This is a genomic window from Haemophilus sp. HN_Hi08, assembly GCF_049824455.1.
Taxonomy (GTDB): Bacteria; Pseudomonadota; Gammaproteobacteria; order Enterobacterales; family Pasteurellaceae; genus Haemophilus; species Haemophilus influenzae_D.
This window is the reverse complement of the sequence record NZ_CP187493.1, coordinates 941,621-967,132: the sequence shown is the minus strand read 5'-3', so window position 1 is coordinate 967,132 and position 25,512 is coordinate 941,621. Positions and strand designations below refer to the sequence as shown.

Below are 25,512 nucleotides of genomic sequence, written 5' to 3'. Positions count from 1 at the left end.
TTCTAATGCTAAGATTTTCAATCAATCCATCTGGCATTAATTCTTCCAAGATTCAGCCAAGCCACGAGAAATTTTACTTACACTGCCCGCACCTTGTGCCAAAATTAAATCGCCATCTTGAATAATTTGATCAAGAACATCGCCTAATTGTGATGTGTCAGAAACCAAGATTGGATCGATTTTTCCTAAATTTCTAATTGAACGACAAAGTGATTTACTATCAGCTCCAACAATTGGTGCTTCTCCCGCTGCGTACACATCAAGCATAATTAATGCGTCCACTTGCGAAAGCACTTGTACAAAATCATCAAATAAATCACGAGTACGAGAATAACGATGCGGTTGGAAAATCATCACAATTCGTTTATCTCCCCAGCCTTCTCGCGCGGCTTTAATCGTTACACCGACTTCTGTTGGATGATGACCATAATCATCAACTAAACGCACCTTACCATTTGGGCGAATAAATTCGCCTAGCTGATCAAAACGACGACCTGCACCTTGGAAATCGGCAAGGGCTTCTAAAATTGCCTCGTTAGCAATCCCCTCTTCTTTTGCAACAGCTAACGCTGCCGTTGCATTTAACGCATTATGTTTTCCAGGAACATTTAACAGAACATTAATACGTTCATTATCTGGGCAAATCACTGTGTAATGACCTTGAAATCCTGTTTGTTCATAATCTTCAATACGATAATCTGCCTGTTCACTGAAACCGTATGCAATCACTTGGCGACCAACTTTGGGAATAAGTTCCATTAAAACAGGATCATCAGCGCACATCACAGCTAAACCATAAAATGGTAAATTGTGTAGGAACTTCACATAGGTGGCTTTCATTTTTTCGAAATCGCCTTCGTAAGTATCCATATGGTCTGGTTCCATATTAGTTACAACAGATACCATTGGTTGTAAATGCAAAAATGACGCATCACTTTCATCCGCTTCGGCAATTAAATAACGACTTGCCCCTAAATGTGCATTCTTACCCGCCGATTTCACTAAACCGCCATTGACAAAAGTCGGATCAAGTTTAGCTTGCGTATAAATCATTGAAATCATAGCTGTTGTTGTTGTTTTTCCGTGTGTTCCTGCAACAGCAATACCGTGACGAAAACGCATAATCTCCGCCAACATTTGTGCGCGTTGAATCACTGGAATGCGTTTTTGTTTAGATGCAACTAATTCAGGGTTATCATCTTTTATCGCACTAGACACAACAACAACACTTGCGCCTTCAATATGTTCTTCTGCGTGACCAATGTAGATTTTTGCCCCAGCTTGAGCTAAACGTTGAGTGACTACACCATCGGCAATATCTGAACCTGAAATTTGATAACCTTCATTTAATAAAATTTCTGCAATGCCGCTCATTCCCGCGCCACCAATGCCAATGAAATGAATTTGCTGTACACGACGCATTTCAGGGATAATTTTTCTAATTTCTTCGTGGGAATGCTTCATTTATTTTTCCTTTTCTCCCAAATGACAAAACTCAACTAAAAGCGCGGTTAAAATTCGCAACGTTTTCTTATTTCTAATCATTAGAACACAGCAAGCCCTAGCTTGAATATTGTTTAATTACTTCAGCTACACGTTGTGCAGCATTAGGTATCGACATTGTTTTCGCTTTCAATGCCATCTGCAATAAATTTTCACGAGTAAAATTTTTTAAATAATTCACTAGAATTTCAGGCGTTAAATCTGCCTGTTCTATAATTTTCGCCGCACCAACATCTGATAAATATTTCGCATTTAAATATTGTTGGCAATCTTTATGTTGGAATGGTACAAAAATTGCTGCGGCTCCCACTGCCGCAATTTCACATACGGTTAATGCGCCAGAACGGCAAATAACCACATCAGCCCAAGCATAAGCCTCTGCCATATCATCAATAAATTCTGTGATTTTAACTTGTTCTAAATTCTCGCCATAAAGTTGGCTGACTTCTTCTACCGCACCTTTGCCTACTTGATGACGAATCTCTAATTTATCTGCAAGATGCGCCATCACTTTAGGAAACGTATGATTAAGAACTCTCGCTCCTTGACTACCACCAACCACTAAAACCCGTAATTTTTCCTCACGATCCGAGAAACGAATATCAGGATTTGGCATCTCAAATAAATCTTCTCGAACGGGGTTCCCTACCACTTCAGCATTAGAAAAAGCGGTTGGAAATGCCTGCAATACACAGCTTGCAATTTTACCTAATAATTTGTTCGTTAAACCCGCTATCGCATTTTGTTCATGTAAAATGATTGGTACACCACAAAGTTTTGCCGCTACGCCAGCAGGACCCGAAACATAGCCCCCCATACCAAGTACAGCGTCAGGCTTTTCTTCTTGAATAATTTTTTTTGCCTGCAACACCGCACGAAGAATAGTAAAAGGCGCGTTAAATAAAGCCTTTATGCCCTTACCACGCAAGCCAGAAATTTGAATAAATCGAATAGGAATAGCATACTTTGGTACAAGCTGAGCTTCCATTCTATCTTTCGTGCCTAACCAGCAAATATCCCATCCTTGCTTTTGCAAAGTTTGAGCAACCGCAATCGCAGGAAAAACATGACCACCAGTACCACCCGCCATCACTAATAATTTTTTCTTTTTCATCTTTTCTATCTCTAATCATCACGCAAGCGTGCTTGACCTATACGAAATAAACGATTTTCGTGATCAATTCGCAATAAAATACCAATGGTGGCGGACATAATGATAATACTCGAACCACCATAACTCACGAGTGGAAAGGTTAAACCTTTAGTTGGTAACATTCCAAGCGCCATACCTAAATTAACAAAGCCTTGAAAGAAAATCCAAAAACCAATACCTAATGCAAAAAAACCTCGAAAACGTTGTTCTAACATTAAGGATTCTCGTCCAATTTTCATTGCACGAAAAATTAATAAACCTAATAAAAGAATAACAATAAATATACCGATAAATCCAAATTCTTCGCCGATAATCGCCATAATGAAATCGGTATGTGCTTCAGGCAGATAATCTAATTTTTGAATTGAATTACCTAATCCTTCTCCAGTAATTTCTCCTCGACCAAACGCTATAAGAGAATTTGTTAGTTGAAATCCCGTACCATAAGGATCTTTAAAGGGTTCTAAAAAACCTGTAAATCGCTTGAGGCGATAAGAAGCTGTCAATACAAGCCAAACGAATAAAATGCCTCCTAGAGCGATTAATCCTACAAACTGTAAAATTTTTGCCCCCACGATAAAAAGCATCCCAGACATAATAATAAATAGCACGACTGTACTACCTAAATCAGGTTGTAATAAAAGAAAACAACCTAATACAAGCATAACAATAAACGGTTTAAAAATACTAACATGTTGTGACCGCACTTCATCATAACGACGAGTAAAATAGCTTGCTAAAAAACAAGTGAGTGCTAATTTTGCAAATTCTGCAGGTTGAAAGTTTAAGATCCCCAATGAAATCCAACGTTTTGCACCATTAACCGATGTACCAATAAAGGGAACAAGCAATAATAATATGACGGAAAATAAGAAAATTTTAGCGTGCCATTTTTCCCATTGCGAAGAAGAAATTTGTAATGAAATATAACAAGTTAGCAAAGAAAGTAGCACATAAATAGCATCGCGTTTTGCAAAGTAAAAAGGATCATTAAATAAACGAGAGCTATAAGGAATAGAAGCAGATGTTACTGCCACTAAACCAATTAAAAGCAAAATAACAAATAACCAAAATAGTGCGCGATCATACAACAAACCTTGAGGTGTGATGCGTGTCCATTCATCGTAATTTTTTTTGATATTTTGTAAAAATTCCATCTTATTTCGTGAGTGACTAAATTAGGTTAAACATTGAGCTAAACGCGTAAATTCTTCGCCGCGCTTTTCAAAAGAAGTAAACTGATCGAGACTTGCACAAGCAGGCGACAATAATACCATATCTCCGCTTTGCAATGTTGGGCGTAAAAATTCTATTGCTTGTTCCATTGTTTCAAACAAATAGCTTTGTGATGAAAGTTTTGCAAGCAACGCACCATCTCGACCAAAACAATAACAAATAATATGTGGTTGATTAATTAATTCAGCTAATTCTGAAAAATCAGCCCCTTTTCCGTCTCCACCTAGCAACAAATGCAATTTACCCTCAACATAAATCCCAGACAATGCGGCAACTGTACTCCCCACATTTGTTGCTTTAGAGTCATTAATCCAACGAACACCATTGGCTTGATGCGCTAATTGGAAACGATGATCTAATCCTTTAAATTGACGAAGTGCGGTACGAATTGAGTCTAAATTAATACCGACAGCTTGTGCCAATGCTGTTGCTGCCAAAATGTTCATATAATTATGGCGACCCACCAATGTGGCTTCTTCACAAGGCAAAATTACTTCATCTTTTGCCATTAAATATTGCTTGCCGTTTTCTGTTTTTAGCCAATAATCTGCTGTCTTTTCCGCAAAAGAAACAGTTTGTTTCGCTTGATTTTCGCCTTCCCCAAAAGTCAGCCTATCTTCATTATTCAACACACCTACTTTAGCATTATGATAAATGCGTAATTTTGCTTGGCGATAATCTTCTAAATCCACATAGCGATCCATATGATCTTCAGTCACATTCAAGACAGTTGCAGCCGCAGCTTTTAAGCTGCAAATTGTTTCAAGTTGAAAACTAGAAAGCTCTAGTACATAAAGTTCACAATCTTCATTCAACAATGACAAAGCAGGAATGCCAATATTTCCACCCATACCAACTTTTACGCCAGCAGCTTTCGCCATTTCATAAACTAAAGTCGTTACAGTACTTTTTCCATTTGAACCTGTAATTCCGACAATTGGCTTTGTCGCCGCACGGCAGAATAATTCAATGTCGCCGATAACTTCCACTCCCGCTTTAAGTGCGGTTTGAATTTCAGCTGTTTTTACTGAAAGACCGGGACTGATAACAATCATATCGCTTTCAAGCAACCATGCCTGATTTAAAATACCAGTATGAAGAGGAATATTTTTAGGAAGTTTATCAATACCAGTAGGATTTTTTCGGGTGTCAATCACACGAATATTCGCCTGTTGGGATAAGAGATAATCCACACAAGAAAGACCTGTTTTGCCAAGCCCAATGATCGTAATATTTTTGTTTTGATAGGCATTCATTTTATTTCTTCTTAATTACTATAAGTTTTAAATTTTGCTGATGGGAATATCAATTTGTAACATAAAAAGCTCGCTCTTTCAAAAACTGAAAGAGCGAACCTCACAACATTTATTAACGCAACTTCAAGGTAACTAATCCCATCAATACTAACATTAAGGAAATAATCCAAAACCGAATAATCACTCTTGGTTCTGGCCATCCTTTCAATTCAAAATGATGATGAATCGGTGCCATTCTAAAAATGCGTTGTTTGCGTAACTTATAAGATCCCACTTGCAAAATAACAGAGAGTGCTTCAACAACAAATACGCCACCCATTATCACAAGCAAAAATTCCTGACGAACAAGAATTGCTACGACACCCAGCGCACCACCTAATGCAAGAGAACCCACGTCCCCCATAAATACTTGAGCAGGATAAGTATTAAACCATAAGAATCCCAAACTCGCGCCAACAATAGCTGTACAGAACACCACTACTTCAGAACTGTATTTAATATACGGAATATGCAAGTATTCTGCGAAATTTACGTTACCCGTAGCCCAAGCAATTAAAGCAAACGCACCTGCAACAAGCGCAGTAGGCATAATCGCTAATCCATCTAAACCGTCGGTTAAATTCACTGCATTACCCGTGCCAACAATCACAAAGTAGGACAATACGATATAGAACAAACCTAATTGAGGCATAATGTCTTTAAAGAATGGAATCACTAAACGGGTGGCATCAGTGTCGTGACCAAGCCAATAAAGCCAAAGGATTGCCACTAATGCCACCACAGACATCCAGAAATATTTCCAACGAGCAATTAAACCATCTGTATTTTTACGGGTAATTTTACGGAAATCATCCACAAAGCCAATTGCGCCATATCCAAATAATACAAATAAGCAAACCCAAATATAAGGATTAGCAAGATTTGCCCATAATAACGTACTTACGCCAATAGAGAATAAAATCATCACACCGCCCATAGTGGGGGTGCCTTTTTTAGCAAAGTGACTTTCAGGGCCATCATTTCGCACTTCTTGACCAAATTTTAAGATCTGTAAACGCTTGATCACTTTAGGGCCAATCCAAAGGGAGATAAAAAGTGCGGTTAATAATGCAAGAATTGCACGGACGGTAATATAAGAAATCGCATTAAAGGCGGTTTCGTAACGAACAAGATATTCAGCAAGCCAGACTAACATTTAATTTTATCCTTTAATGAATAGATCACATCTTCCATTTTCATTGAACGTGAGCCTTTTCCTAGCACCACGACTTTATTATTTTGTTGTAATTGGTTTTCAATAAGTGGAACTAAGAAATCCACCATTTCAGTTTTATCCGTAAAATGCTTACCCAAAACAGCCTCAGAAATGACCGCACTTTCATTGCCATAAGAACAAACTAAATCTAAATTTGACGACTTAACATATTGTCCAACTTCACGATGAATAGCGAGAGAATTTTCGCCCAATTCTTTCATATCTGCGACACATAGAATACGGAAAGCATCATAACTTTTTAAAACATCAATAGCCGCACAGAGAGAATCTTTATTTGCGTTATAAGTATCATCTAACAACAATAAATTAGGTGTTACTTGAATAGGGAATAAACGTCCTTTCACTTGCGAACGTTGTTCTAATCCAGCTTTGACATCGGCAAGCGTAGCACCAACATTCATCGCTAGTGCGGTAGCAGCTAAAGCATTTTTTACATTATGCTCTCCAAGATAAGGCAAACTGATGTCAATTTCGCCTTGCGGAGAAACTAACGTAAAGGTTGAACCTTGCTCGTTACCTTGAACATTTCTGACGGAATAATCCTTGCCGTTGAAATATTGAATGGCGTGATTGCTGATTTCTTTTTGCCAAATATCTAAGTGATTATGTTCAGCATTGATAATCGCCACACCATTTTTTGTTAAACCTCGATAAATCTCGCCTTTTGCTTGAACAACCCCCGCTAAAGAACCAAACCCCTCTAAATGTGCGGGCGCAATATTATTAATCAATGCGGCATTAGGTTGAACTAATTTTGTGGTGTAATTAATTTCATTTTGATGATTAGCACCAAGTTCAATCACAGCAAAACGATGCTTTTCTGTTAAGCGCAGCAGGGTTAAAGGCACACCTATATCATTATTGAAATTACCATTGGTAAAAAGTACCGCCTCTGGATTACCAGCAGTATGCTGCAAAATACTTGCGGTCATTTCTTTTACCGTAGTTTTACCAGAAGAGCCTGTCATCGCCACAATACGCGGATTAATTTTCTCGCGTAACCATTTTGCAAGCTTGCCCAAAGCAATACGAGTATCTTTAACCACAAGTTGTGGAATAGAAATGGAAGAATTTTCTTGCTGAACAACAAGCGCGAGCGCACCTTGTGCTACCGCTTGTTCAAGATATTGATGAGCATCAAATTTTTCGCCTTTTAAAGCAAAAAATAAGCTATTTGATATGCTTTTTCGAGTATCCGTATTAATTTCTTCAACTTGCACATTTTCATCGCCAATTAATTTAGCTTGAAGAATCTGTGCAAGTTGTACAGTAGAGAGTTTAATCATAATTGAGTAATGATTATTTTAAGAAATCAAGTGCAATTTCTTGGTCGGAAAAATGCACAACTTCCGAACCAATAATTTGATAATGTTCGTGCCCCTTTCCAGCAATTAAAATCACGTCATTTTCTACCGCACTTTCAATCGCAAACTGGATTGCCTGCGCACGATCAGGAATAATCCCCACCTTTTCCATATTTTTAAAGCCTGCGACAATATCTGCTTCAATTTGGTTTTGTGATTCTGTTCGTGGATTATCTTTTGTCACAATAATCTTTTCAGCAAACTGCTCTGCAACTTGTGCCATTAACGGACGTTTGCCTCTATCACGATCTCCGCCACAACCAAAGATGCACCATAATTCGCCTTGGCAATGTTCACGCGCAGCAATCAACGCTTTTTCCAAGGCATCTGGTGTATGCGCATAATCTACAATAATGGTTGGTTTATTTGGATATTGAATCATTTCCATTCTTCCACATACTCCTTTTAAAGATTTCGCCGTAGCGAGTAAATTTTCCAATGGGTAACCAAACGATAACAACGTGGTCATTACTAATAATAAATTACTTACATTAAAAGCACCAATTAATGGGCTATGCAAAACGCCATTACCCCAGCTAGATTCAAAAGTAATATCTGCACCTTTAAAATGATAATGGATATTTATTGCTTTCATCCATTGATGTGAACCTACTTTAAAATCCGCATTCATACTTACGGCAATAGCATCAGGTAATTCAGTTAGCCATTGGTGTCCAATTTCATCATCAGCATTAATCACTTTAATTTGGGTATCTAATTCAGTGAACAAGCGTTTCTTCGCCGCAGCATAATTTTCCATAGATTGATGATAATCTAGATGATCACGGGTTAAATTCGTGAAAATTGCCGCTTTAAAATGCAAGGCTTCTACACGATGCTGCGCCAAACCGTGTGATGAAACTTCAATAGAGGCAAAATCTGCGCCTGCTTGCTTGAAATTTGAAAGGGACGATTGAATTTCCACTGCTGAGCCAGTTGTATTTTTAGCTTCTACAATTTGTCCTAAAAGCCCATTACCAATGGTTCCCATCACTGCCGAACGATGACCTAATAATTCCGCCCATTGTGCTAATAATTGAGAAATAGTAGTTTTACCATTTGTCCCTGTTACGCCAACAAGGGTTAAATTTTTAGAGGGCGAATCATAAAAAACATCAGCTAAGGACGAAAGATGACGTGCAAGTTGATAATATTTAACCACTGGCACATTCCCGATAAACGCTACAGTTAAATGTTCACTAGATAATTCAGTCTCAGACACCACCGCACTCGCGCCAGAATGAATAGCAGAATCAATAAATTGATTTCCATCCACCTGATGACCTTTTATCGCCACAAAAAGATCGCCAGCTTTAACTTTACGGCTATCCAACACCATATTATGGAGTTCTACATCATCCTTTAATTCAGGCAAATTAAAAAGTGCGGTGAGTTTTTTCATAATTTTTCCTTAATTCACTTTTTGATTCTTGTGATTGCCAATATAAACAATACGTTTTGTAGTTTTCGTTGTTGTGTTTTCAGCTGATTCAGCATCTTGCGGAATAGCATTTGCACGTAACGCATAACCCATAATGCTAGAGAATACAGGGGCAGAAACCGCACCACCATAATATTCGCCTGCTTTTGGATCATTGATCAAAATCACTAAGGCATAACGAGGGTCACTAATTGGTGCAATACCCGCAGTAAATGCCACATATTTATTTACATAATGTCCATTTTCAATCTTACGTGCTGTACCTGTTTTCACGCCAACACGGTAACCTTCCACCATTGCGCGTTTATTTTTAATTGCTACTTTCTCTAAAATCCCCACAATATCTTTAGTTATTTTTTCAGAGAAAACGCGTTTCCCAATAACTGGCGGATCAACTTTAGTGATAGAAAGCGGGCGATAAACACCAAAACTACCAAGAGTTGCATAGGCACGAGCAATTTGTAAAGGTGTCGCAGTAATACCATAACCATAAGCAACTGTTGCACGTTCAATATCTGCCCAGCGTTTACGATTTGCATTCAAAATCCCAACTTGTTCGCCGATCAAACCTAAATCTGTCGGTTTACTTAAACCTGCATTCTGATAAGTTTCCATTAATGCACTAGGTGGCATACGTAATGCAAGACGACTTACACCACGGTTACTAGAGTTCATTAAAATCTCGTCTAAAGTTTGTTGAGCACGTGGTGCAACATCCACAATTTCTTTACCGCTTAATTTAAAGGACGTGGTATTAATAATTTCATCTCGTTTAACGACACCTCGTTGAAGTGCGGTTAAAACAACGAAAGGTTTTACCGTAGAACCTGGCTCAAACGTATCGGTGATTGCGCGGTTACGCATTAACTCTGATTTTACGCCGACACGGTTGTTTGGATTATAAGAGGGTGCGGTCGCCATAGCTAACACTTCCCCAGTACGAACATCAACTAACACTGCAGTACCAGACTCCGCATTATTCTCAGACACCGCCTTTTTAATCTCACGATATACCATAGATTGCAATTTTTCATCGATACTTAAGGTAACATCTTGTGCATCATATTTTTTCTCATCGGAGATATGTTCAACAATATTTCCACGTTTATCTTTACGAACAGTACGTGAGCCATCTTTACCAACAAGTATTGAATTAAAACTTTTCTCAATGCCTTCAATACCATTTCCATCAATATCCGTATAACCCACCACGTGTGCAGCTTCTTCTACACGAGGATAAAAACGACGATGCTCAGTTTCTAAAATGATTCCCTTAATTTTTAATCTACGAATATAGTTAGCTTTATTTGATTCAACTTGGCGCGCTAAATACAAATAACCAGATTTAGCATTTTTCTCAATTTTTTTCACTAAATCATTTTCGGTCATACCTAATTCTTGAGCTAAAGCTGCAATTCGTTCTTTATCCGCAAGCGAATTTTCCTTCAACATCGTTTTTGGATCTGCCACAATCGCGCTCATCGGCACGCTTACAGATAAAAGCTGACCATTACGATCTAAAATAGAACCACGCACAGATAATACTTCATCTTTACGCAAAGAACGCTTATCCGCTTCACTCGATAACGTATCGGCATTAATAGATTGAACATAAGCTGCTCGCGCGACTAAAGCGCACAGACCGAGTAAAATAAGAACCGTCGAAAGCATATAACGTCCACGCATAAAGCATTTTTCAAACAGCTTTTGAGGTTTGTTTTGCTTTACAGTTTCAGGTGCAGTCAATTTTCTAATTGTTTTTTTCGACTTACCTGATTTACGCGGGGAATTAAATTTCACCATCTTTCTTACCTATTATTCTCTAATTTCAACTTCTTGCTCTGAAGAAACAACTTTCATTTTTAATGTACTAATCGCAATAGATTCTACACGCGTACTATCCCCTTCCGTAGCTTCCTGCACTTGTAAATTACGGTATTCATTCTCAAGTGCTTGACGCTGTAAAATTAACATTCCATTTTCAGAAATGAGTTGGCGAGTTTTATGGGTTATCCAAATCGTTCCCATTGCAGAAACTAAAATCCCTATTAACAGCAACACCACTAACTTATTTGAAGAAAATAAATCTTCGACTAAAATTTGCTGTAACGGATAACGAGGCTTATTATTTTCAGACATCGCTAAATTCTCTCCGCGACACGCAATACTGCACTTCTTGAACGAGGATTTGCTTGAATTTCTGCATCACTTGGCTGAATGGCTTTACCAATAATTCTTAATTTTTGATTACGCTGAATTTGATCTTCTCGCAACGGTAAACCTTTAGGAATATCCTCGCCCTTACTTTGTTTTTTCATAAAATGTTTCACCATTCTATCTTCTAAAGAATGGAAACTTATAATTGATAAACGCCCTTCTGGTGCTAACATATCTAACGCAGAATTAAGCAGACTTTCTAATTCATCTAATTCTGAATTAATAAAAATACGAATGGCTTGGAAACTACGCGTCGCAGGATGTTTATATTTATCTTTAAAAGGAACTGCCTGTGAAATAAGTTCCGCCAATTGACTAGTACGTGATAAAAATTCTGTGCCATTTTTTACCGCACTTTTGTTGTAATCAACAATAGCAGTGGCAATACGTTTAGCGAAACGCTCTTCGCCAAAAGTTTTCAATACCCAAGTTAAATCCTCAATGGACACTTGTTTTAACCATTCTTCAGCAGATAAACCTTGAGTTGTATCCATACGCATATCAAGCGGGCCATCTTTCATAAAACTAAAACCACGTTCTGCTTCGTCAAGTTGAGGGGAAGACACACCAAGATCAAGCAAAATACCGTCAATTTTGCCCACTAAATTTAATTTGTCACAAATTTCAGGAATATGAGAAAAGCTGTTATGTTCAATCTGAAAACGTGAATCTTGAATTTTTTGTGCTTCTGCAATAGCACGAGGATCGCGATCTACAGCAATCAAACGACCATTAGAAGAAAGTTGAGAAAGGATAAGCCGAGAATGCCCCCCACGCCCAAAAGTACCATCAATATAAATGCCATTCTCCTTCAATGCTAAGCCATTCACGGCTTCGTGAAGTAAAACTGTAATATGTTCAGATGAAGAAAAAGAATTTTCGCTATTCATAAATTTAAGATAAAAGTACTACATTATTTTCTATAATGAGAAATCATTTAACGCATCAACAGCAAAATCTGCGCTGGAGCCAATTTCTATATCCTCTGTAATTTGAGTATGCCATTCTACATCGCTCCAAATTTCAAATTTATTAAGTTGCCCTACCAACATTAAACCTTTTTCTAATTTTGCGTGTTGGCGTAACAAGCTACCAAGTAAAATACGGCCTTGAGAATCCATCTCACATTCAGTGGCATGGCCAAGCATTACTCGTTGCAAACGACGTTGGGTAGGATCAAAGTTAGAAAGTGCGAGAAGTTTTTGTTCGATTTTTTCCCATTCATCAAGGGGATAAAGTAAAAGACAGGGTTGGCGAATATCTACAGTACAAACCATTTGCCCTTGATTCTTTTCAAGAATTTCAGCTCGATAGCGAGTTGGGATCGCTACGCGTCCCTTAGAATCTAAATTAACCGCTGTTGCACCACGAAACATATTACGCCTTAAAAATTGAACTTATTTTGAGAAATTTTTCTAAAAATCTCCACAAAACACCACTTTTCTCCACTTTTGGCAAGTTTATAATTTGTTCGCTCAACTTGCAAGTAATTCCACATTAAAGCAACTGATTTTTATCAAAATAAAAAAGCCGTTTGAATAAACAATTCAAACGGCTTTTTTCATCAAATTTTATTGACTAATTATTTATATAAGCTTCTTCATCTCGCGTACCTAATGGTTTAAGCATTGTGAAGAACAATACGATACAAACGATGGTTGTTGCTAAACCAAGATACACAGAAAGCTGATAATCTAAGCCGAAACCAATTTTGTTGTAGAACAAATAAGTTGTACATACTGTTGTGATAAACCACGCAGGAAGAGACGCAACCCAGTGGAATTTATGATAACGATATAAATATGCCGCTGCAGTCCATAACATTACCATTGCTGTCATTTGGTTTGCCCAAGTGAAATAACGCCATAATACGCTGAAATCAATGGTTGAAATAAAATAACCTAATACAAACAACGGCACAGCAATTAATAAACGTTTAGGTAATGAACGTTGATCAACATTAAAAATTTCGGCTATCTGTAAACGCGCAGCACGGAATGCAGTATCGCCAGAAGTAATAGGAAGAACAATCACGCCTAATATGGCAAAAATACCACCAATAAAACCTAAGAAATGTAACGAACTATCATACACAACTTTAGATGGAGAACCTGCTGAAATTGCATCTTGTAACGCTTGTGGATTTTCATAGAATGCAAGACCAACCATACACCATACTAATGCAATTACCCCCTCAGTAATCATTGCACCGTAGAAAATGAAGCGACCTTCACTTTCATTTTCTGTACAACGTGCCATTAATGGAGTTTGCGTTGCGTGGAAACCTGATAATGCACCACAAGAGATAGTTAAGAATAAAAGTGGCCAAATTGGAACATCACCTTTCACTTGGAAATTTTGTGTAAATTTCGCCCAAGTTAAACCCTCGCCATCAGCATTGATTGTACGGAAAAACTCAATTGGATCTGTTGCACTAAAATGTGAAACAACTAATCCGTATACCATACCAACTGACATAAAGAGTAATAACGCACCAAAGAGTGGATAAATTCGACCAATAATCTTATCAACTGGAAGTAAGGTTGCAAGAATATAATAAGCAAAAATAATCGCTGTCCACACAGCAACCACTGTTGCTTTATCCATTCCCCATACTTTAATCCCACCAGCTTCAACAGAATGATGAACTGCCTCTGCATCACCAAGCACTAACGCACCTTGCGAAGCACCAAATACATCCATTGTAATGGTACCCATCAATTGAGCTGGGCTTGCCACAAACACAACACCGACAAGTAAAAGCAACACAAGTGCTAATGTATTGATAAAGACTTTAACGGGACGACCTAAAAACTTACCCGCCAAATATGGCATTGTTGCACCACCGTGACGAATACTTAACATACCACAGAAATAATCGTGTACTGCGCCAGCAAAAATACAACCAATAACAATCCAAAGCATTGCAACAGGTCCATATAATGCACCAAGAATAGGGCCAAAAATAGGGCCTGTTCCCGCAATATTTAATAATTGAATTAGCCAAATTTTCGTTTTAGACATTGGCATATAGTCCACACCATCATTTACTTGGTAAGCAGGTGTTTGACGTTTTGGATTAATCACAAAAATTTTTTCGATAATTTTTCCATAAATAAAGTAACCGATAATCAACACGGCTACACAAAAGAAAAACCATAACATAAGAAGGCTCCTCAAAAAATAAAGTAAAGGTATTTATATGCCCTAAACAAGCGGCTGTATTCTATTTCAAATTACGTCAAATAAAAAATTGAATTTAAAGATTTTTATAAGATTTGTGACTTATATCACATTTGTAAAATCTAAAACATCCATTAAAATGCTAATAAATAAGTAATTGAATAGGTATAGAGCAAATATGTCCTTAGCAAGATGCCCCGAATGCAGAAAAAAGATTAGTGAAAATGCAGAAAATTGCCCTAATTGCGGTTTTTCTTTCAAACAAAAAGATCTAGAGATTTACAAACAAAAATTAGAAGCTCGGCGTTTACATAATGAAAAAGTCAATCGTAAAAGCACAAAACTACACATAACTTGGTTTTGCATCTTTGCAATTTTTATCGCAGTCACAAGCTGGATGGTAAATTAATCAACAACAAAACCTCAAATCACTCTCTTGATTGGGGTTAATTGTGAAGTCGTTGATGCCCACTATAAATATTTCCTTTTCCTTCCCTAGCAAAACCAATTAAAGTCAAATTATGTTTCTCTGCCATTGTTACTGCTAAATCCGTTGCGGCGGAAATCGTGACTAACATCTCCACCCCGCAAGCCACTGTTTTTTGCACCATTTCATAACTCGCTCGACTGGAGGCTAAAATAAAACCTCTAGGCTTACCCAATTTTGCGTGCCAACCAAGCAATTTATCTAACGCAACGTGGCGACCTACATCTTCGTAAATAGCTAACATATTTCCATATAAATCGAAAAATGCACAAGCATGGGTAGCACCAGTTTTACATCCAAGTAATTGATTTTTTTGAAGATCAATAAGACAACTATCTAGCAAATTTAAATCAAATTGAAAAGTACAGTCTAATTTTGGAAAAGTTTTATATACTTGATTCAATTGTTCTGTACCACAAATACCACAACCAGTACGCCCCGTAAGATTACGACGATGCTCTTTTAATGCCATAAATTTACGGCTAGAAAGTTCAATTTGCACTTCAATACCATTGCAAACTTCTACAAGATCAATACCATAAATATCTTCTGGTTGATTGATAATTCCCTCTGTTAGAGAAAAGCCTAAAGCAAAATCCTCTAAATTGTTTGGGGAACACATCATAACTGCGTGAGAAATGCCGTTATATACCAAAGAAACTGGCATCTCAACAGCCAGTATGTCCTCTTTTTGTTGTAAAAGTGCGGTCAATTTTTCTGTATTTTTTATCTTTCTAAAAAAGTTGATAGTTTGTCGAATCCAGCACTGCATTTATTACCTGCCCATCAGTTAAATGTAAAAAATCTGTTAAATTATTTTTATATTTATGATCTAGATCACAATATTTGTTGAAGCTAATATTATTTGATTATGGATTTATCGTTAAAAAATCGTTATCCTAGCCACCTAATAAATCAGCGTTTTTTCGATGATTTATATACTAGAGAGTGTTATTTTAACGAAATCAACATAATCTAGCTACTAAACGAATTTTATTACTATCTATAATATCTCAACAACTTGTTGTTGAAAGGAGTGATTATGCAGGTCTCAAGAAGAAAATTCTTCAAGATCTGTGCAGGAGGTATGGCGGGAACGTCAGCTGCAATGTTGGGCTTTGCTCCAGCAAATGTATTAGCTGCACCACGCGAATATAAATTATTACGTGCGTTTGAATCCCGTAACACCTGTACATACTGCGCTGTAAGTTGCGGTATGTTGTTATATAGCACAGGCAAACCTTACAATTCATTAGGTAGCCATACTGGCACAAATACTCGTTCAAAACTCTTTCATATTGAAGGCGATCCAGATCACCCAGTCAGTCGTGGTGCACTTTGCCCGAAAGGTGCTGGTGCACTCGATTATGTCAATAGTGAAAGCCGTTCTTTATATCCTCAATATCGTGCACCCGGTTCTGATAAATGGGAACGAATTTCTTGGAAAGATGCCATTAAACGTATTGCTCGTTTAATGAAAGATGACCGAGATGCCAACTTTGTTGAAAAAGATGCAAGTGGAAAAACGGTTAATCGTTGGGCAACGACAGGAATTATGACTGCATCAGCAATGAGCAATGAAGCTGCGTTATTAACGCAAAAGTGGATTCGAATGCTCGGTATGGTGCCAGTATGTAACCAAGCGAATACTTGACACGGACCAACGGTAGCAAGTCTTGCTCCATCATTTGGTCGCGGTGCCATGACAAATAACTGGGTTGATATTAAAAATGCCAACTTAATCATCGTTCAAGGCGGTAACCCTGCAGAAGCTCATCCTGTTGGCTTCCGTTGGGCAATTGAAGCGAAGAAAAACGGTGCGAAAATCATCGTTATTGATCCGCGTTTTAACCGTACAGCATCCGTTGCAGATTTACACGCACCAATTCGTTCTGGTTCTGATATTACGTTCTTAATGGGCGTGATCCGTTACCTATTGGAAACGAATCAAATTCAACACGAATATGTTAAACACTATACCAATGCTTCATTCTTAATTGATGAAGGTTTCAAATTTGAAGATGGTTTATTTGTAGGGTATGACGAAGAAAAACGTAACTACGATAAATCTAAATGGAACTACCAATTTGATGAAAATAGTCACGCTAAACGTGATATGACATTACAACATCCTCGTTGTGTCATTAACATCTTAAAAGAGCACGTTTCTCGTTATACCCCAGAAATGGTTGAGCGTATTACAGGTGTAAAACAAAAACTCTTCTTACAAATCTGTGAAGAAATTGGTAAGACATCAGTACCAAATAAAACGATGACGCATCTATATGCATTAGGTTTTACAGAGCATTCAATCGGTACACAAAATATTCGCTCAATGGCGATAATCCAATTACTTTTAGGTAATATGGGGATGCCAGGTGGCGGTATTAACGCATTACGTGGACACTCCAATGTTCAAGGTACGACAGATATGGGCTTATTGCCAATGTCTTTACCAGGTTATATGCGTTTGCCAAACGATAAAGATACCTCTTACGATCAATACATTAACGCAATTACACCAAAAGATATCGTTCCAAACCAAGTGAACTATTATCGTCATACTTCAAAATTCTTTGTCAGTATGATGAAAACTTTCTACGGAGATAATGCCACTAAGGAAAATGGCTGGGGATTCGATTTCTTACCAAAAGCAGATCGCTTATATGATCCGATTACTCACGTTAAATTGATGAATGAAGGCAAATTACACGGTTGGATTTTACAAGGTTTTAACGTATTAAATGCACTACCAAATAAAAATAAAACGTTATCTGGTATGAGTAAACTGAAATACTTAGTCGTTATGGATCCATTACAAACTGAATCATCAGAATTTTGGAGAAATTTTGGTGAGTCAAATGATGTAAATCCTGCGGAAATTCAAACAGAAGTTTTCCGTTTACCAACTACTTGTTTCGCAGAAGAAGACGGATCAATCGTTAATTCTGGTCGCTGGGCTCAATGGCACTGGAAAGGTTGCGATCAACCGGGAGAAGCCTTACCTGATGTTGATATTCTTTCTATGCTACGCGAAGAAATGCACGAACTTTATAAAAAAGAGGGTGGTCAAGGCATTAAATCTTTTGAAGCAATGACTTGGAATTATGCTCAACCACACTCACCAAGTGCGGTTGAATTAGCCAAAGAATTAAATGGTTATGCACTTGAAGATCTTTATGATCCAAACGGTAACTTGATGTACAAGAAAGGTCAATTACTCAATGGATTTGCACATTTACGTGATGATGGTACAACAACATCAGGTAACTGGTTATATGTTGGTCAATGGACTGAAAAAGGCAACCAAACTGCTAATCGCGATAATTCAGATCCATCGGGTTTAGGTTGTACTATTGGCTGGGGCTTTGCATGGCCTGCAAACCGCCGCGTACTTTATAGCCGTGCATCATTAGATATCAATGGTAATCCTTGGGATAAAAACCGCCAATTAATCAAATGGAACGGTAAAAACTGGAACTGGTTTGATATTGCTGACTACGGCACGCAACCACCAGGTTCTGATACTGGGCCGTTCATTATGTCCGCAGAAGGCGTAGGACGTTTATTTGCCGTTGATAAAATTGCAAATGGCCCAATGCCAGAACACTATGAACCAGTTGAAAGCCCAATTGATACAAACCCACTTCATCCAAATGTAGTGACAGATCCAACTTTACGTATCTATAAAGAAGATCGTGAATTTATTGGTTCAAATAAAGACTATCCATTTGTAGCAACAACTTATCGTTTAACCGAGCATTTCCACAGCTGGACTGCACAATCCGCATTAAATATCATCGCACAACCACAACAATTTGTGGAAATTGGCGAAAAATTAGCGGCAGAAAAAGGCATCCAAAAAGGCGATATGGTAAAAATTACTTCTCGTCGTGGCTATATTAAAGCGGTTGCCGTGGTTACAAAACGTCTTAAAGATCTCGAAATTGATGGACGTGTCGTACACCATATAGGTCTTCCAATTCACTGGAATATGAAGGCATTGAATGGCAAAGGTAACCGTGGATTCTCTACTAATACCTTAACACCATCTTGGGGTGAGGCAATCACGCAAACACCAGAATACAAAACATTCTTGGTAAATATTGAAAAAGTTGGGGAGGCATAATATGGCCGGAACTGCTCAAGGCGTTCAAACGCAAGACGTTATTAAAATCTCCGCAACATCTGGTTTAACACCAGCACCACAAGCGAGAGATCATAAAGTCGAAGTCGCAAAATTAATTGATGTTTCAACTTGTATCGGATGTAAAGCCTGCCAAGTGGGTTGTTCAGAGTGGAATGATATTCGCTCTGATGTCAATGCACAATGTGTTGGGGTTTATGACAATCCAGTTGATCTTGATGCAAAAGCGTGGACGGTGATGCGTTTTAACGAAGTTGAAGAAAACGATCGTTTAGAATGGCTGATTCGTAAAGATGGCTGTATGCATTGCGCAGAACCTGGTTGTTTAAAGGCTTGTCCTGCACCGGGTGCAATCATTCAATATGCTAACGGTATTGTGGATTTCCAATCCGATAAATGTATTGGTTGTGGTTATTGTATTGCAGGCTGTCCATTCAATATTCCACGAATGAATCCTGAAGACAATCGTGTATACAAATGCACCCTTTGTGTTGATCGTGTTTCTGTTGGACAAGAACCAGCTTGCGTGAAAACCTGTCCAACAGGTGCGATTCGTTTCGGCTCTAAAGAAGAAATGAAAATTTACGCAGAACAACGTGTTGTAGATTTAAAATCTCGTGGTTATGAAAATGCGGGACTTTACGATCCTCCAGGTGTAGGCGGTACACACGTAATGTATGTGTTGCATCACGCAGATAAACCTGAGCTTTACAATGGTCTTCCAAAAGATCCTCAAATTGATTTGAGTGTGACCTTATGGAAAGATGTATTGAAACCAGTCGCTGCAGTGGCAATGGGTGGTCTAGCTCTAGCAGAAGTTGCACATTACTTAACCGTTGGCCCAAATGTAGAAGAAGATGTAGAAGATCATCATCACGAATTTGAAGAAAATAAACCGTCTAAGGGGGAAAACAATGAGTAAAATTGAAATTAGCAACGATACTCGCGTTATCCGTCATAGAACCCCAGCGCGTATTAGTCACTGGATGTTGGTTATTTGCTTTTTTATGACGATGTTCACTGGTGTTGCATTTTTCTTCCCTGACTTTGCTTGGCTCACAGAAATTTTGGGTACACCACAAATTGCGCGCGCCATTCACCCATTCACTGGGATTTTAATGTTCTTCGCTTTCATCTACTTAGCGTTATTGTACTGGGATCACAATATTCCAGAAAAAAACGATATTCGCTGGGCAAAAGGTGTCGTTGAAGTGCTTAAAGGGAATGAACACGCAGTTGCTGACAACGGTAAATATAACCTTGGTCAAAAAATGCTCTTTTGGACATTAAACTTGGCGATGGTAACCTTATTAGTCACTGGCATCATTATGTGGCGTCAATATTTTTCACATTACTTCTCAATCCCAGTATTGCGAATTGCTATTTTACTCCACTCTGCAAGTGCTTTTATGTTATTCACGGGTATCTTGGTGCATATATATATGGCATTTTGGGTTAAAGGATCAATTCGCGGTATTGTTGAAGGTTGGGTTACTGTTCGTTGGGCGAAAAAACATCACCCAAGATGGTATCGTGAAGAAGTTTTATCAAAACTTGAAGAAGATTTACTCAACGAGCAATCTGGCAAAAAAGTAGGTAAAACCAAAGTCTTATTTAAAGGATTTGGCAAATAAGCTCAAATCCTGAAAAAGAAAAAAGTGCGGTTAAAATTGACCGCACTTTTTATTATAAAAGTGAGAAGAATATGAGTATCAAAATCTTATCTGAATCAGAAATTAAACAAGTGGCAAATACATATCAAGCCCCAGCGATTTTATTTGCCAATCCTAAAAATCTTTACCTACGCAGAGCAAAACGTTTAAGAGACTTAGCACAAAATCATCCTCTATCTGATTATTTATTATTTGCCGCAGACATAGTTGAAAGCCAACTTTCCACGTTAGAAAAAAATCCTTTACCGCCACAACAGTTTGAACAGCTAAATGATATCAAGCCACTAAATGCAAAAACCTTTAAAAGAAACAGCATCTGGCGCGAATACTTAACTGAAATTCTTGATGAAATTAAACCAAAGGCTAATGAGCAAGTCGCTGCGACAATTGAATTTCTTGAAAAAGCATCCTCTGCCGACTTAGAAGAAATGGCAAATAAACTCTTAGCACAAGAATTTAATTTAGTTAGCAGTGATAAAGCCGTCTTTATTTGGGCTGCACTTTCTCTTTATTGGCTACAGCTCGCCCAGCAAATTCCCCATAATAGCCAAGTTGAGAACGCCGAAAATTTACATCACTGCCCTGTTTGTGGTTCTTTACCTGTGGCAAGTATTGTACAAATTGGTACATCACAAGGGTTACGCTACTTACATTGTAATTTATGTGAAAGTGAATGGAATTTAGTACGCGCACAATGCACCAATTGTAATAGCCACGACAAACTCGAAATGTGGTCGTTAGATGAAGAACTTGCACTTGTTCGTGCTGAAACCTGTGGTAGCTGTGAAAGTTACTTGAAAATTATGTTCCAAGAAAAAGATCCTCATGTAGAGCCTGTAGCCGACGATTTGGCTTCTATTTTCTTAGATATTGAAATGGAAGAAAAAGGTTTCGCACGAAGCGGATTAAATCCATTTGTTTTTCCTGCAGAAGAAGCATAAAAAATATAGCCTAGAAATATCTAGGCTAATTATTTAAATCTATAGATAACACGCCATTACCACGGCATTTTCTCGTCCACCACTGGGTTTCGGATAATAATTTTTCCGAATATCGACTTCATTAAAACCAACTTTTTCATACAAGAAACGAGCAGGGTTAGACTCTCTGACTTCTAGCCATAAAGTCTGTACACCTCTTTCCTTTAATTGAAAGATTAATTCGCCTAACAATAATTTGCCAAATCCACAACCTTGATAATTAGGCAAAATCGCAATATTAAACAAATTCGCTTCATCTAATACGGTTTGGCAAATCGCAAAACCGATAATCTGATTATTCTCAATTAATTTTAAATTGAGATAACGCTCCCCTTGATTATTTTTTAACGTCCCCAGCGACCAAGGCACCAGATGTGCTTGCTGTTCGATTTCATACAATCGCTCGAAATCACAGGCTTCAATTTGAGAAATAATAGACATAATTAAGACTGCTGAATTTGTTGCCATAACGCTCGTTTGGCTTGATGATTAGATTGAAATTGCTGCCAACTTGGCAAGCGATAAACCTGCTCTGCCTGCACACAAAATGCTAAAGTGCGGTCAATTTGGTCGCTATTTTCTGATAGTAACCAATAACGAATAGGCTGCTTACATTCCATATGCTGGATTTGATCGTAATTCAAACATAAGCAATTTTCTTTTTTAAGATCAAGGCTTAACAGCACATCAGCCAACAAAGGCGAGCTACTGATATTCTCATCGGAAACAGTGATAAAGCGAATATTCTCTGCCACACTGATTCCTACTGAACCTTGCAGTACCTCGGGGCGATATAATTCCCACTGGGAAATGCCCATTTCTTGTAAAAGAAGATCGCGTCTGTTCATAAGTGAATTTTTAAAACGTTGCTTGAAAAATAGTGTTAATTTCTTTTATTAATCTTTGCTAAAATGACGCATAATTTTAACTAATAACCCACAGGATTCAAAGCGTGATTTCTCTAGAGAGCCAAGTTTTAGAACGCCATCTTTCATTTTTTAATGGTAAATCGGTATTATTTGCTGGAGGAATTTCTGATAATTTTCCTCAAACATTAGCCTCAAAATGCCAATCAATCCAAATTTGGAGCTGCTATTTTGACTATGCAAGAACGCAAAGTGCGGTCAATTTTTCCGTTGAATTTCAAGGTCAAGCCGATTTAATCGTTTATTATTGGACTAAAAACAAACAAGAAGTCAATTTCCAACTGCTTCAACTATTGTCTCAAGCTCCTATTGGTCAAGAAATATTAATTATTGGCGAAAATCGTTGTGGCGTACGTTCAGTAGAAAAAACATTAGCACCCTATGGGGAAATAGCAAAAATTGACTCTGCTCGCCGTTGTGGTTTATATCATTTTTCACTCCAAAATAAACCGCACTTTGAACTTAAAAATTTCTGGAAAACCTATCAACATTCTACGCTAGAAGACTTAACTATATATAGTTTACCTGGGGTATTTAGTGCGGCGGAATTAGACACAGGCACGGAACTGTTACTTTCAACCATTGATAATAAAATAAAAGGAAAAGTGCTCGATCTTGGCTGTGGCGCGGGGGTAATTGGCTCTATGATAAAAAAACGCTCGCCTAACGCACAAATTACGATGGCAGATATTCACGCAATGGCATTAGAATCAGCGCGTAAAACACTTTCTGAATATCAATTACAAGGCGAGGTTTACGCCAGTGATGTCTTTTCTGATGTACAAGGAAAATTTGATTTGATCATTTCAAATCCACCATTCCACGATGGCATTGATACCGCCTATCGAGCCGTAAAAGAACTTATCACTCAAGCGAAATGGCATCTCAATCAAGGTGGAGAATTACGCATTGTCGCCAATGCATTTTTGCCTTATCCCGAGCTACTTAAACAACATTTCAATGATTATCAAGTTCTTGCTCAAACAGGAAAATTTAAAGTGTATTCAGTGAAAAGTTAAAAACAAAAAATCCCCATCACAATAATGGGGATTTTTATTATGCGAATAAATTTTACCGCACTTTATTCATCCATATATCCTAAACTGCGCAGCGCACGTTCATCATCTGCCCAACCTGATTTCACTTTTACCCAAAGTTCAAGATGGACTTTGTTATCAAATAAACGTTCCATATCAGCACGTGCTTCCATACCAATAGTTTTAATTTTTTGACCGCCCGCACCAATTACCATTTTTTTCTGACCTTCACGTTCAACCAGAATTAAGCCATTTATTTCATAAGTACCACGTTCATTCACTTTGAATTGTTCGATTTCAACAGTAACAGAGTAAGGCAATTCTTCTCCCGTAAAACGCATTAATTTTTCACGGATTATTTCCGATGCCATAAAACGTTGTGAACGGTCTGTAACATAATCTTCTGGGAAATGATGCACACCTTCGCGTAAAGATTGGCGTACAATTTTCTCTAATTCATGAACATTATTACCACGCTGTGCAGAAATTGGCACAATGTGAGCAAAGTTAAATTTACTGCTAAGATCTGTAATAAACGGCAATAAATCATCTTTATTTTTGATGTTATCTACTTTGTTGATAGCAAGCACAACGGGGGATTTTGCATTGCGTAATTTGTTTAGCACCATCTCATCATCTGCATTCCAGTGTGTGCCATCAACAACAAAAATAATTAAATCAACATCGCCGATAGCACTACTTGCGGCGCGGTTCATTAAGCGGTTAATTGCACGCTTCTCTTCAATATGAAGCCCTGGCGTATCCACATAGATTTCTTGATACGCCCCTTCAGTTTTAATTCCCACAATGCGGTGACGGGTAGTTTGTGCTTTACGTGATGTAATTGAAATTTTTTGTCCTAAAATTTTATTTAAGAGCGTTGATTTACCCACATTTGGGCGACCTACGATAGCAATAAAGCCGCAATAGGTTTTGTCGAATTGTTCGGTCATTTGATGTCCAGTTCTTTTAAAATTTGTTCTGCTGCCGCTTGTTCAGCTTTACGACGGCTAGATCCTTTTGCCACAAAAGTGCGGTCAATTTTATCCGCACTTTTCACTTTGCATTCAACAGTGAAAATTTGGCAATGGGCTTCCCCTTGAATATTTACCACTTCATAAGTTGGCAATGGCAAATGTTTACCCTGTAAATATTCTTGCAAACGAGTTTTCGAATCTTTTTGATTATCGCCCGGTTTAATTTCTGCCAATAATTGTTGATACCAATTTCGAATCACTTGGGTCGTCACAGCTAATCCTTGATCCAAAGACATTGCACCAATAATCGCTTCTACACAATCGGCAAGAATAGATTCACGGCGAAAACCACCGCTCTTTAGCTCGCCAGAACCAAGCGACATATAATCGCCTAATTCAAATTGGCGCGCTAAAATCGCTAAAGTGGGTTCGCGTACCAAAGTAGCACGCATACGGCTCAGTTCTCCTTCATTACAACGTGGAAACTGATGATAAAGTGCTTCAGCGATAGTGAAATTAAGAATGGAATCGCCTAGGAATTCTAGGCGTTCATTATGTTGAGTTGCCGCACTTCGATGCGTAAGTGCCTGCTTTAAGAGCGCAATATCATTAAAACAATAGCCGATTTTACGCTCAAGTCGATCTAAATGATTCAT

General features: G+C 38.0%; 23 protein-coding genes. 6 read left to right on the top strand and 17 right to left on the bottom strand.

Annotated elements, in window-relative coordinates; translation table 11 throughout:
* Window positions 1-36 precede the first annotated feature (36 nt).
* The 12 genes from murC to ACPT8O_RS04720 form a co-directional block, all read right to left on the bottom strand.
* Window positions 37-1,464 carry a UDP-N-acetylmuramate--L-alanine ligase gene (gene murC / locus ACPT8O_RS04775; RefSeq protein ID WP_021035482.1) on the bottom strand — a complete coding sequence of 476 codons (1,428 nt, stop codon included), beginning with the start codon at window positions 1,462-1,464 and terminating at the stop codon, window positions 37-39.
* Window positions 1,465-1,561: 97 nt separating this feature from the next.
* Window positions 1,562-2,617, bottom strand: a complete 1,056-nt coding sequence (murG, locus tag ACPT8O_RS04770) for an undecaprenyldiphospho-muramoylpentapeptide beta-N-acetylglucosaminyltransferase (RefSeq protein ID WP_021035483.1) — start codon at window positions 2,615-2,617, stop codon at window positions 1,562-1,564.
* A gap of 11 nt (window positions 2,618-2,628) precedes the next feature.
* A complete protein-coding gene (ftsW, locus tag ACPT8O_RS04765; RefSeq protein WP_021035484.1) occupies window positions 2,629-3,813 on the bottom strand; it encodes a putative lipid II flippase FtsW in 1,185 nt (394 codons plus the stop codon).
* A 21-nt stretch (window positions 3,814-3,834) separates the two neighbouring features.
* Window positions 3,835-5,148, bottom strand: coding sequence for a UDP-N-acetylmuramoyl-L-alanine--D-glutamate ligase (murD, locus tag ACPT8O_RS04760; protein ID WP_021035485.1), 1,314 nt, complete (start codon window positions 5,146-5,148; stop codon window positions 3,835-3,837).
* A 112-nt stretch (window positions 5,149-5,260) separates the two neighbouring features.
* Entirely contained in the window at window positions 5,261-6,343 is a 1,083-nt protein-coding gene (gene mraY / locus ACPT8O_RS04755; RefSeq protein ID WP_005651824.1) for a phospho-N-acetylmuramoyl-pentapeptide-transferase, read from the bottom strand.
* A complete protein-coding gene (gene murF / locus ACPT8O_RS04750; protein ID WP_021035486.1) occupies window positions 6,337-7,710 on the bottom strand; it encodes a UDP-N-acetylmuramoyl-tripeptide--D-alanyl-D-alanine ligase in 1,374 nt (457 codons plus the stop codon). Before murF ends, mraY begins: the two co-directional genes overlap by 7 nt.
* A 13-nt stretch (window positions 7,711-7,723) precedes the next feature.
* The gene (gene murE / locus ACPT8O_RS04745; RefSeq protein WP_021035487.1) at window positions 7,724-9,190 is read right to left on the bottom strand and encodes a UDP-N-acetylmuramoyl-L-alanyl-D-glutamate--2,6-diaminopimelate ligase; all 1,467 of its coding nucleotides are present in this window, start codon (window positions 9,188-9,190) and stop codon (window positions 7,724-7,726) included.
* 9 nt (window positions 9,191-9,199) lie between these two features.
* Window positions 9,200-11,032: a penicillin-binding transpeptidase domain-containing protein gene (locus ACPT8O_RS04740; RefSeq protein ID WP_021035488.1), complete on the bottom strand. Its 1,833-nt coding sequence runs from the start codon at window positions 11,030-11,032 to the stop codon at window positions 9,200-9,202.
* A 12-nt stretch (window positions 11,033-11,044) separates the two neighbouring features.
* Entirely contained in the window at window positions 11,045-11,368 is a 324-nt protein-coding gene (ftsL, locus tag ACPT8O_RS04735; protein ID WP_005647600.1) for a cell division protein FtsL, read from the bottom strand.
* A gap of 2 nt (window positions 11,369-11,370) precedes the next feature.
* A complete protein-coding gene (gene rsmH, locus ACPT8O_RS04730; protein ID WP_021035489.1) occupies window positions 11,371-12,336 on the bottom strand; it encodes a 16S rRNA (cytosine(1402)-N(4))-methyltransferase RsmH in 966 nt (321 codons plus the stop codon).
* Window positions 12,337-12,366: 30 nt separating this feature from the next.
* The gene (gene mraZ, locus ACPT8O_RS04725; protein ID WP_021035490.1) at window positions 12,367-12,822 is read right to left on the bottom strand and encodes a division/cell wall cluster transcriptional repressor MraZ; all 456 of its coding nucleotides are present in this window, start codon (window positions 12,820-12,822) and stop codon (window positions 12,367-12,369) included.
* Window positions 12,823-13,024: 202 nt separating this feature from the next.
* Window positions 13,025-14,611, bottom strand: coding sequence for a carbon starvation CstA family protein (locus tag ACPT8O_RS04720; RefSeq protein ID WP_021035491.1), 1,587 nt, complete (start codon window positions 14,609-14,611; stop codon window positions 13,025-13,027).
* A gap of 196 nt (window positions 14,612-14,807) precedes the next feature.
* On the opposite strand from ACPT8O_RS04720, the gene ACPT8O_RS04715 reads away from it, so the two are divergent.
* Window positions 14,808-15,038, top strand: coding sequence for a zinc ribbon domain-containing protein (locus ACPT8O_RS04715; protein WP_021035492.1), 231 nt, complete (start codon window positions 14,808-14,810; stop codon window positions 15,036-15,038).
* A gap of 37 nt (window positions 15,039-15,075) precedes the next feature.
* Here the strand turns inward: ACPT8O_RS04715 and fdhD are convergent, their stop codons facing one another.
* A complete protein-coding gene (gene fdhD, locus ACPT8O_RS04710) occupies window positions 15,076-15,888 on the bottom strand; it encodes a formate dehydrogenase accessory sulfurtransferase FdhD (protein ID WP_021035493.1) in 813 nt (270 codons plus the stop codon).
* A gap of 270 nt (window positions 15,889-16,158) precedes the next feature.
* On the opposite strand from fdhD, the gene fdnG reads away from it, so the two are divergent.
* The 4 genes from fdnG (at window position 16,159) to fdhE (ending at window position 21,877) form a co-directional block, all read left to right on the top strand.
* Window positions 16,159-19,245, top strand: a complete 3,087-nt coding sequence (gene fdnG / locus ACPT8O_RS04705) for a formate dehydrogenase-N subunit alpha (protein WP_143413987.1) — start codon at window positions 16,159-16,161, stop codon at window positions 19,243-19,245.
* A gap of 1 nt (window position 19,246) precedes the next feature.
* The gene (gene fdxH / locus ACPT8O_RS04700) at window positions 19,247-20,185 is read left to right on the top strand and encodes a formate dehydrogenase subunit beta (protein ID WP_005668036.1); all 939 of its coding nucleotides are present in this window, start codon (window positions 19,247-19,249) and stop codon (window positions 20,183-20,185) included.
* Window positions 20,178-20,897: a formate dehydrogenase subunit gamma gene (locus tag ACPT8O_RS04695; protein WP_005649889.1), complete on the top strand. Its 720-nt coding sequence runs from the start codon at window positions 20,178-20,180 to the stop codon at window positions 20,895-20,897. The genes fdxH and ACPT8O_RS04695 overlap by 8 nt, the downstream gene beginning before the upstream one ends.
* Window positions 20,898-20,968: 71 nt before the next feature.
* Entirely contained in the window at window positions 20,969-21,877 is a 909-nt protein-coding gene (gene fdhE, locus ACPT8O_RS04690; RefSeq protein WP_021035496.1) for a formate dehydrogenase accessory protein FdhE, read from the top strand.
* A 39-nt stretch (window positions 21,878-21,916) separates the two neighbouring features.
* Here the strand turns inward: fdhE and rimI are convergent, their stop codons facing one another.
* On the bottom strand, window positions 21,917-22,357 hold the full coding sequence (rimI, locus tag ACPT8O_RS04685; RefSeq protein ID WP_021035497.1) for a ribosomal protein S18-alanine N-acetyltransferase: 441 nt from the start codon (window positions 22,355-22,357) through the stop codon (window positions 21,917-21,919).
* A 2-nt stretch (window positions 22,358-22,359) separates the two neighbouring features.
* Window positions 22,360-22,764: a DNA polymerase III subunit psi gene (gene holD, locus ACPT8O_RS04680; RefSeq protein WP_425623306.1), complete on the bottom strand. Its 405-nt coding sequence runs from the start codon at window positions 22,762-22,764 to the stop codon at window positions 22,360-22,362.
* Window positions 22,765-22,868: 104 nt separating this feature from the next.
* On the opposite strand from holD, the gene rsmC reads away from it, so the two are divergent.
* A complete protein-coding gene (rsmC, locus tag ACPT8O_RS04675) occupies window positions 22,869-23,861 on the top strand; it encodes a 16S rRNA (guanine(1207)-N(2))-methyltransferase RsmC (protein ID WP_021035499.1) in 993 nt (330 codons plus the stop codon).
* Between the two features lie 62 nt (window positions 23,862-23,923).
* Here rsmC and era read toward each other — a convergent pair whose 3' ends face one another.
* Complete coding sequence (gene era / locus ACPT8O_RS04670; RefSeq protein ID WP_021035500.1) at window positions 23,924-24,832, bottom strand: GTPase Era; 909 nt, start codon at window positions 24,830-24,832, stop codon at window positions 23,924-23,926.
* Window positions 24,829-25,512 (bottom strand): ribonuclease III, encoded by a 684-nt coding sequence (gene rnc, locus ACPT8O_RS04665; protein WP_021035501.1) that lies wholly within the window; start codon window positions 25,510-25,512, stop codon window positions 24,829-24,831. Before rnc ends, era begins: the two co-directional genes overlap by 4 nt.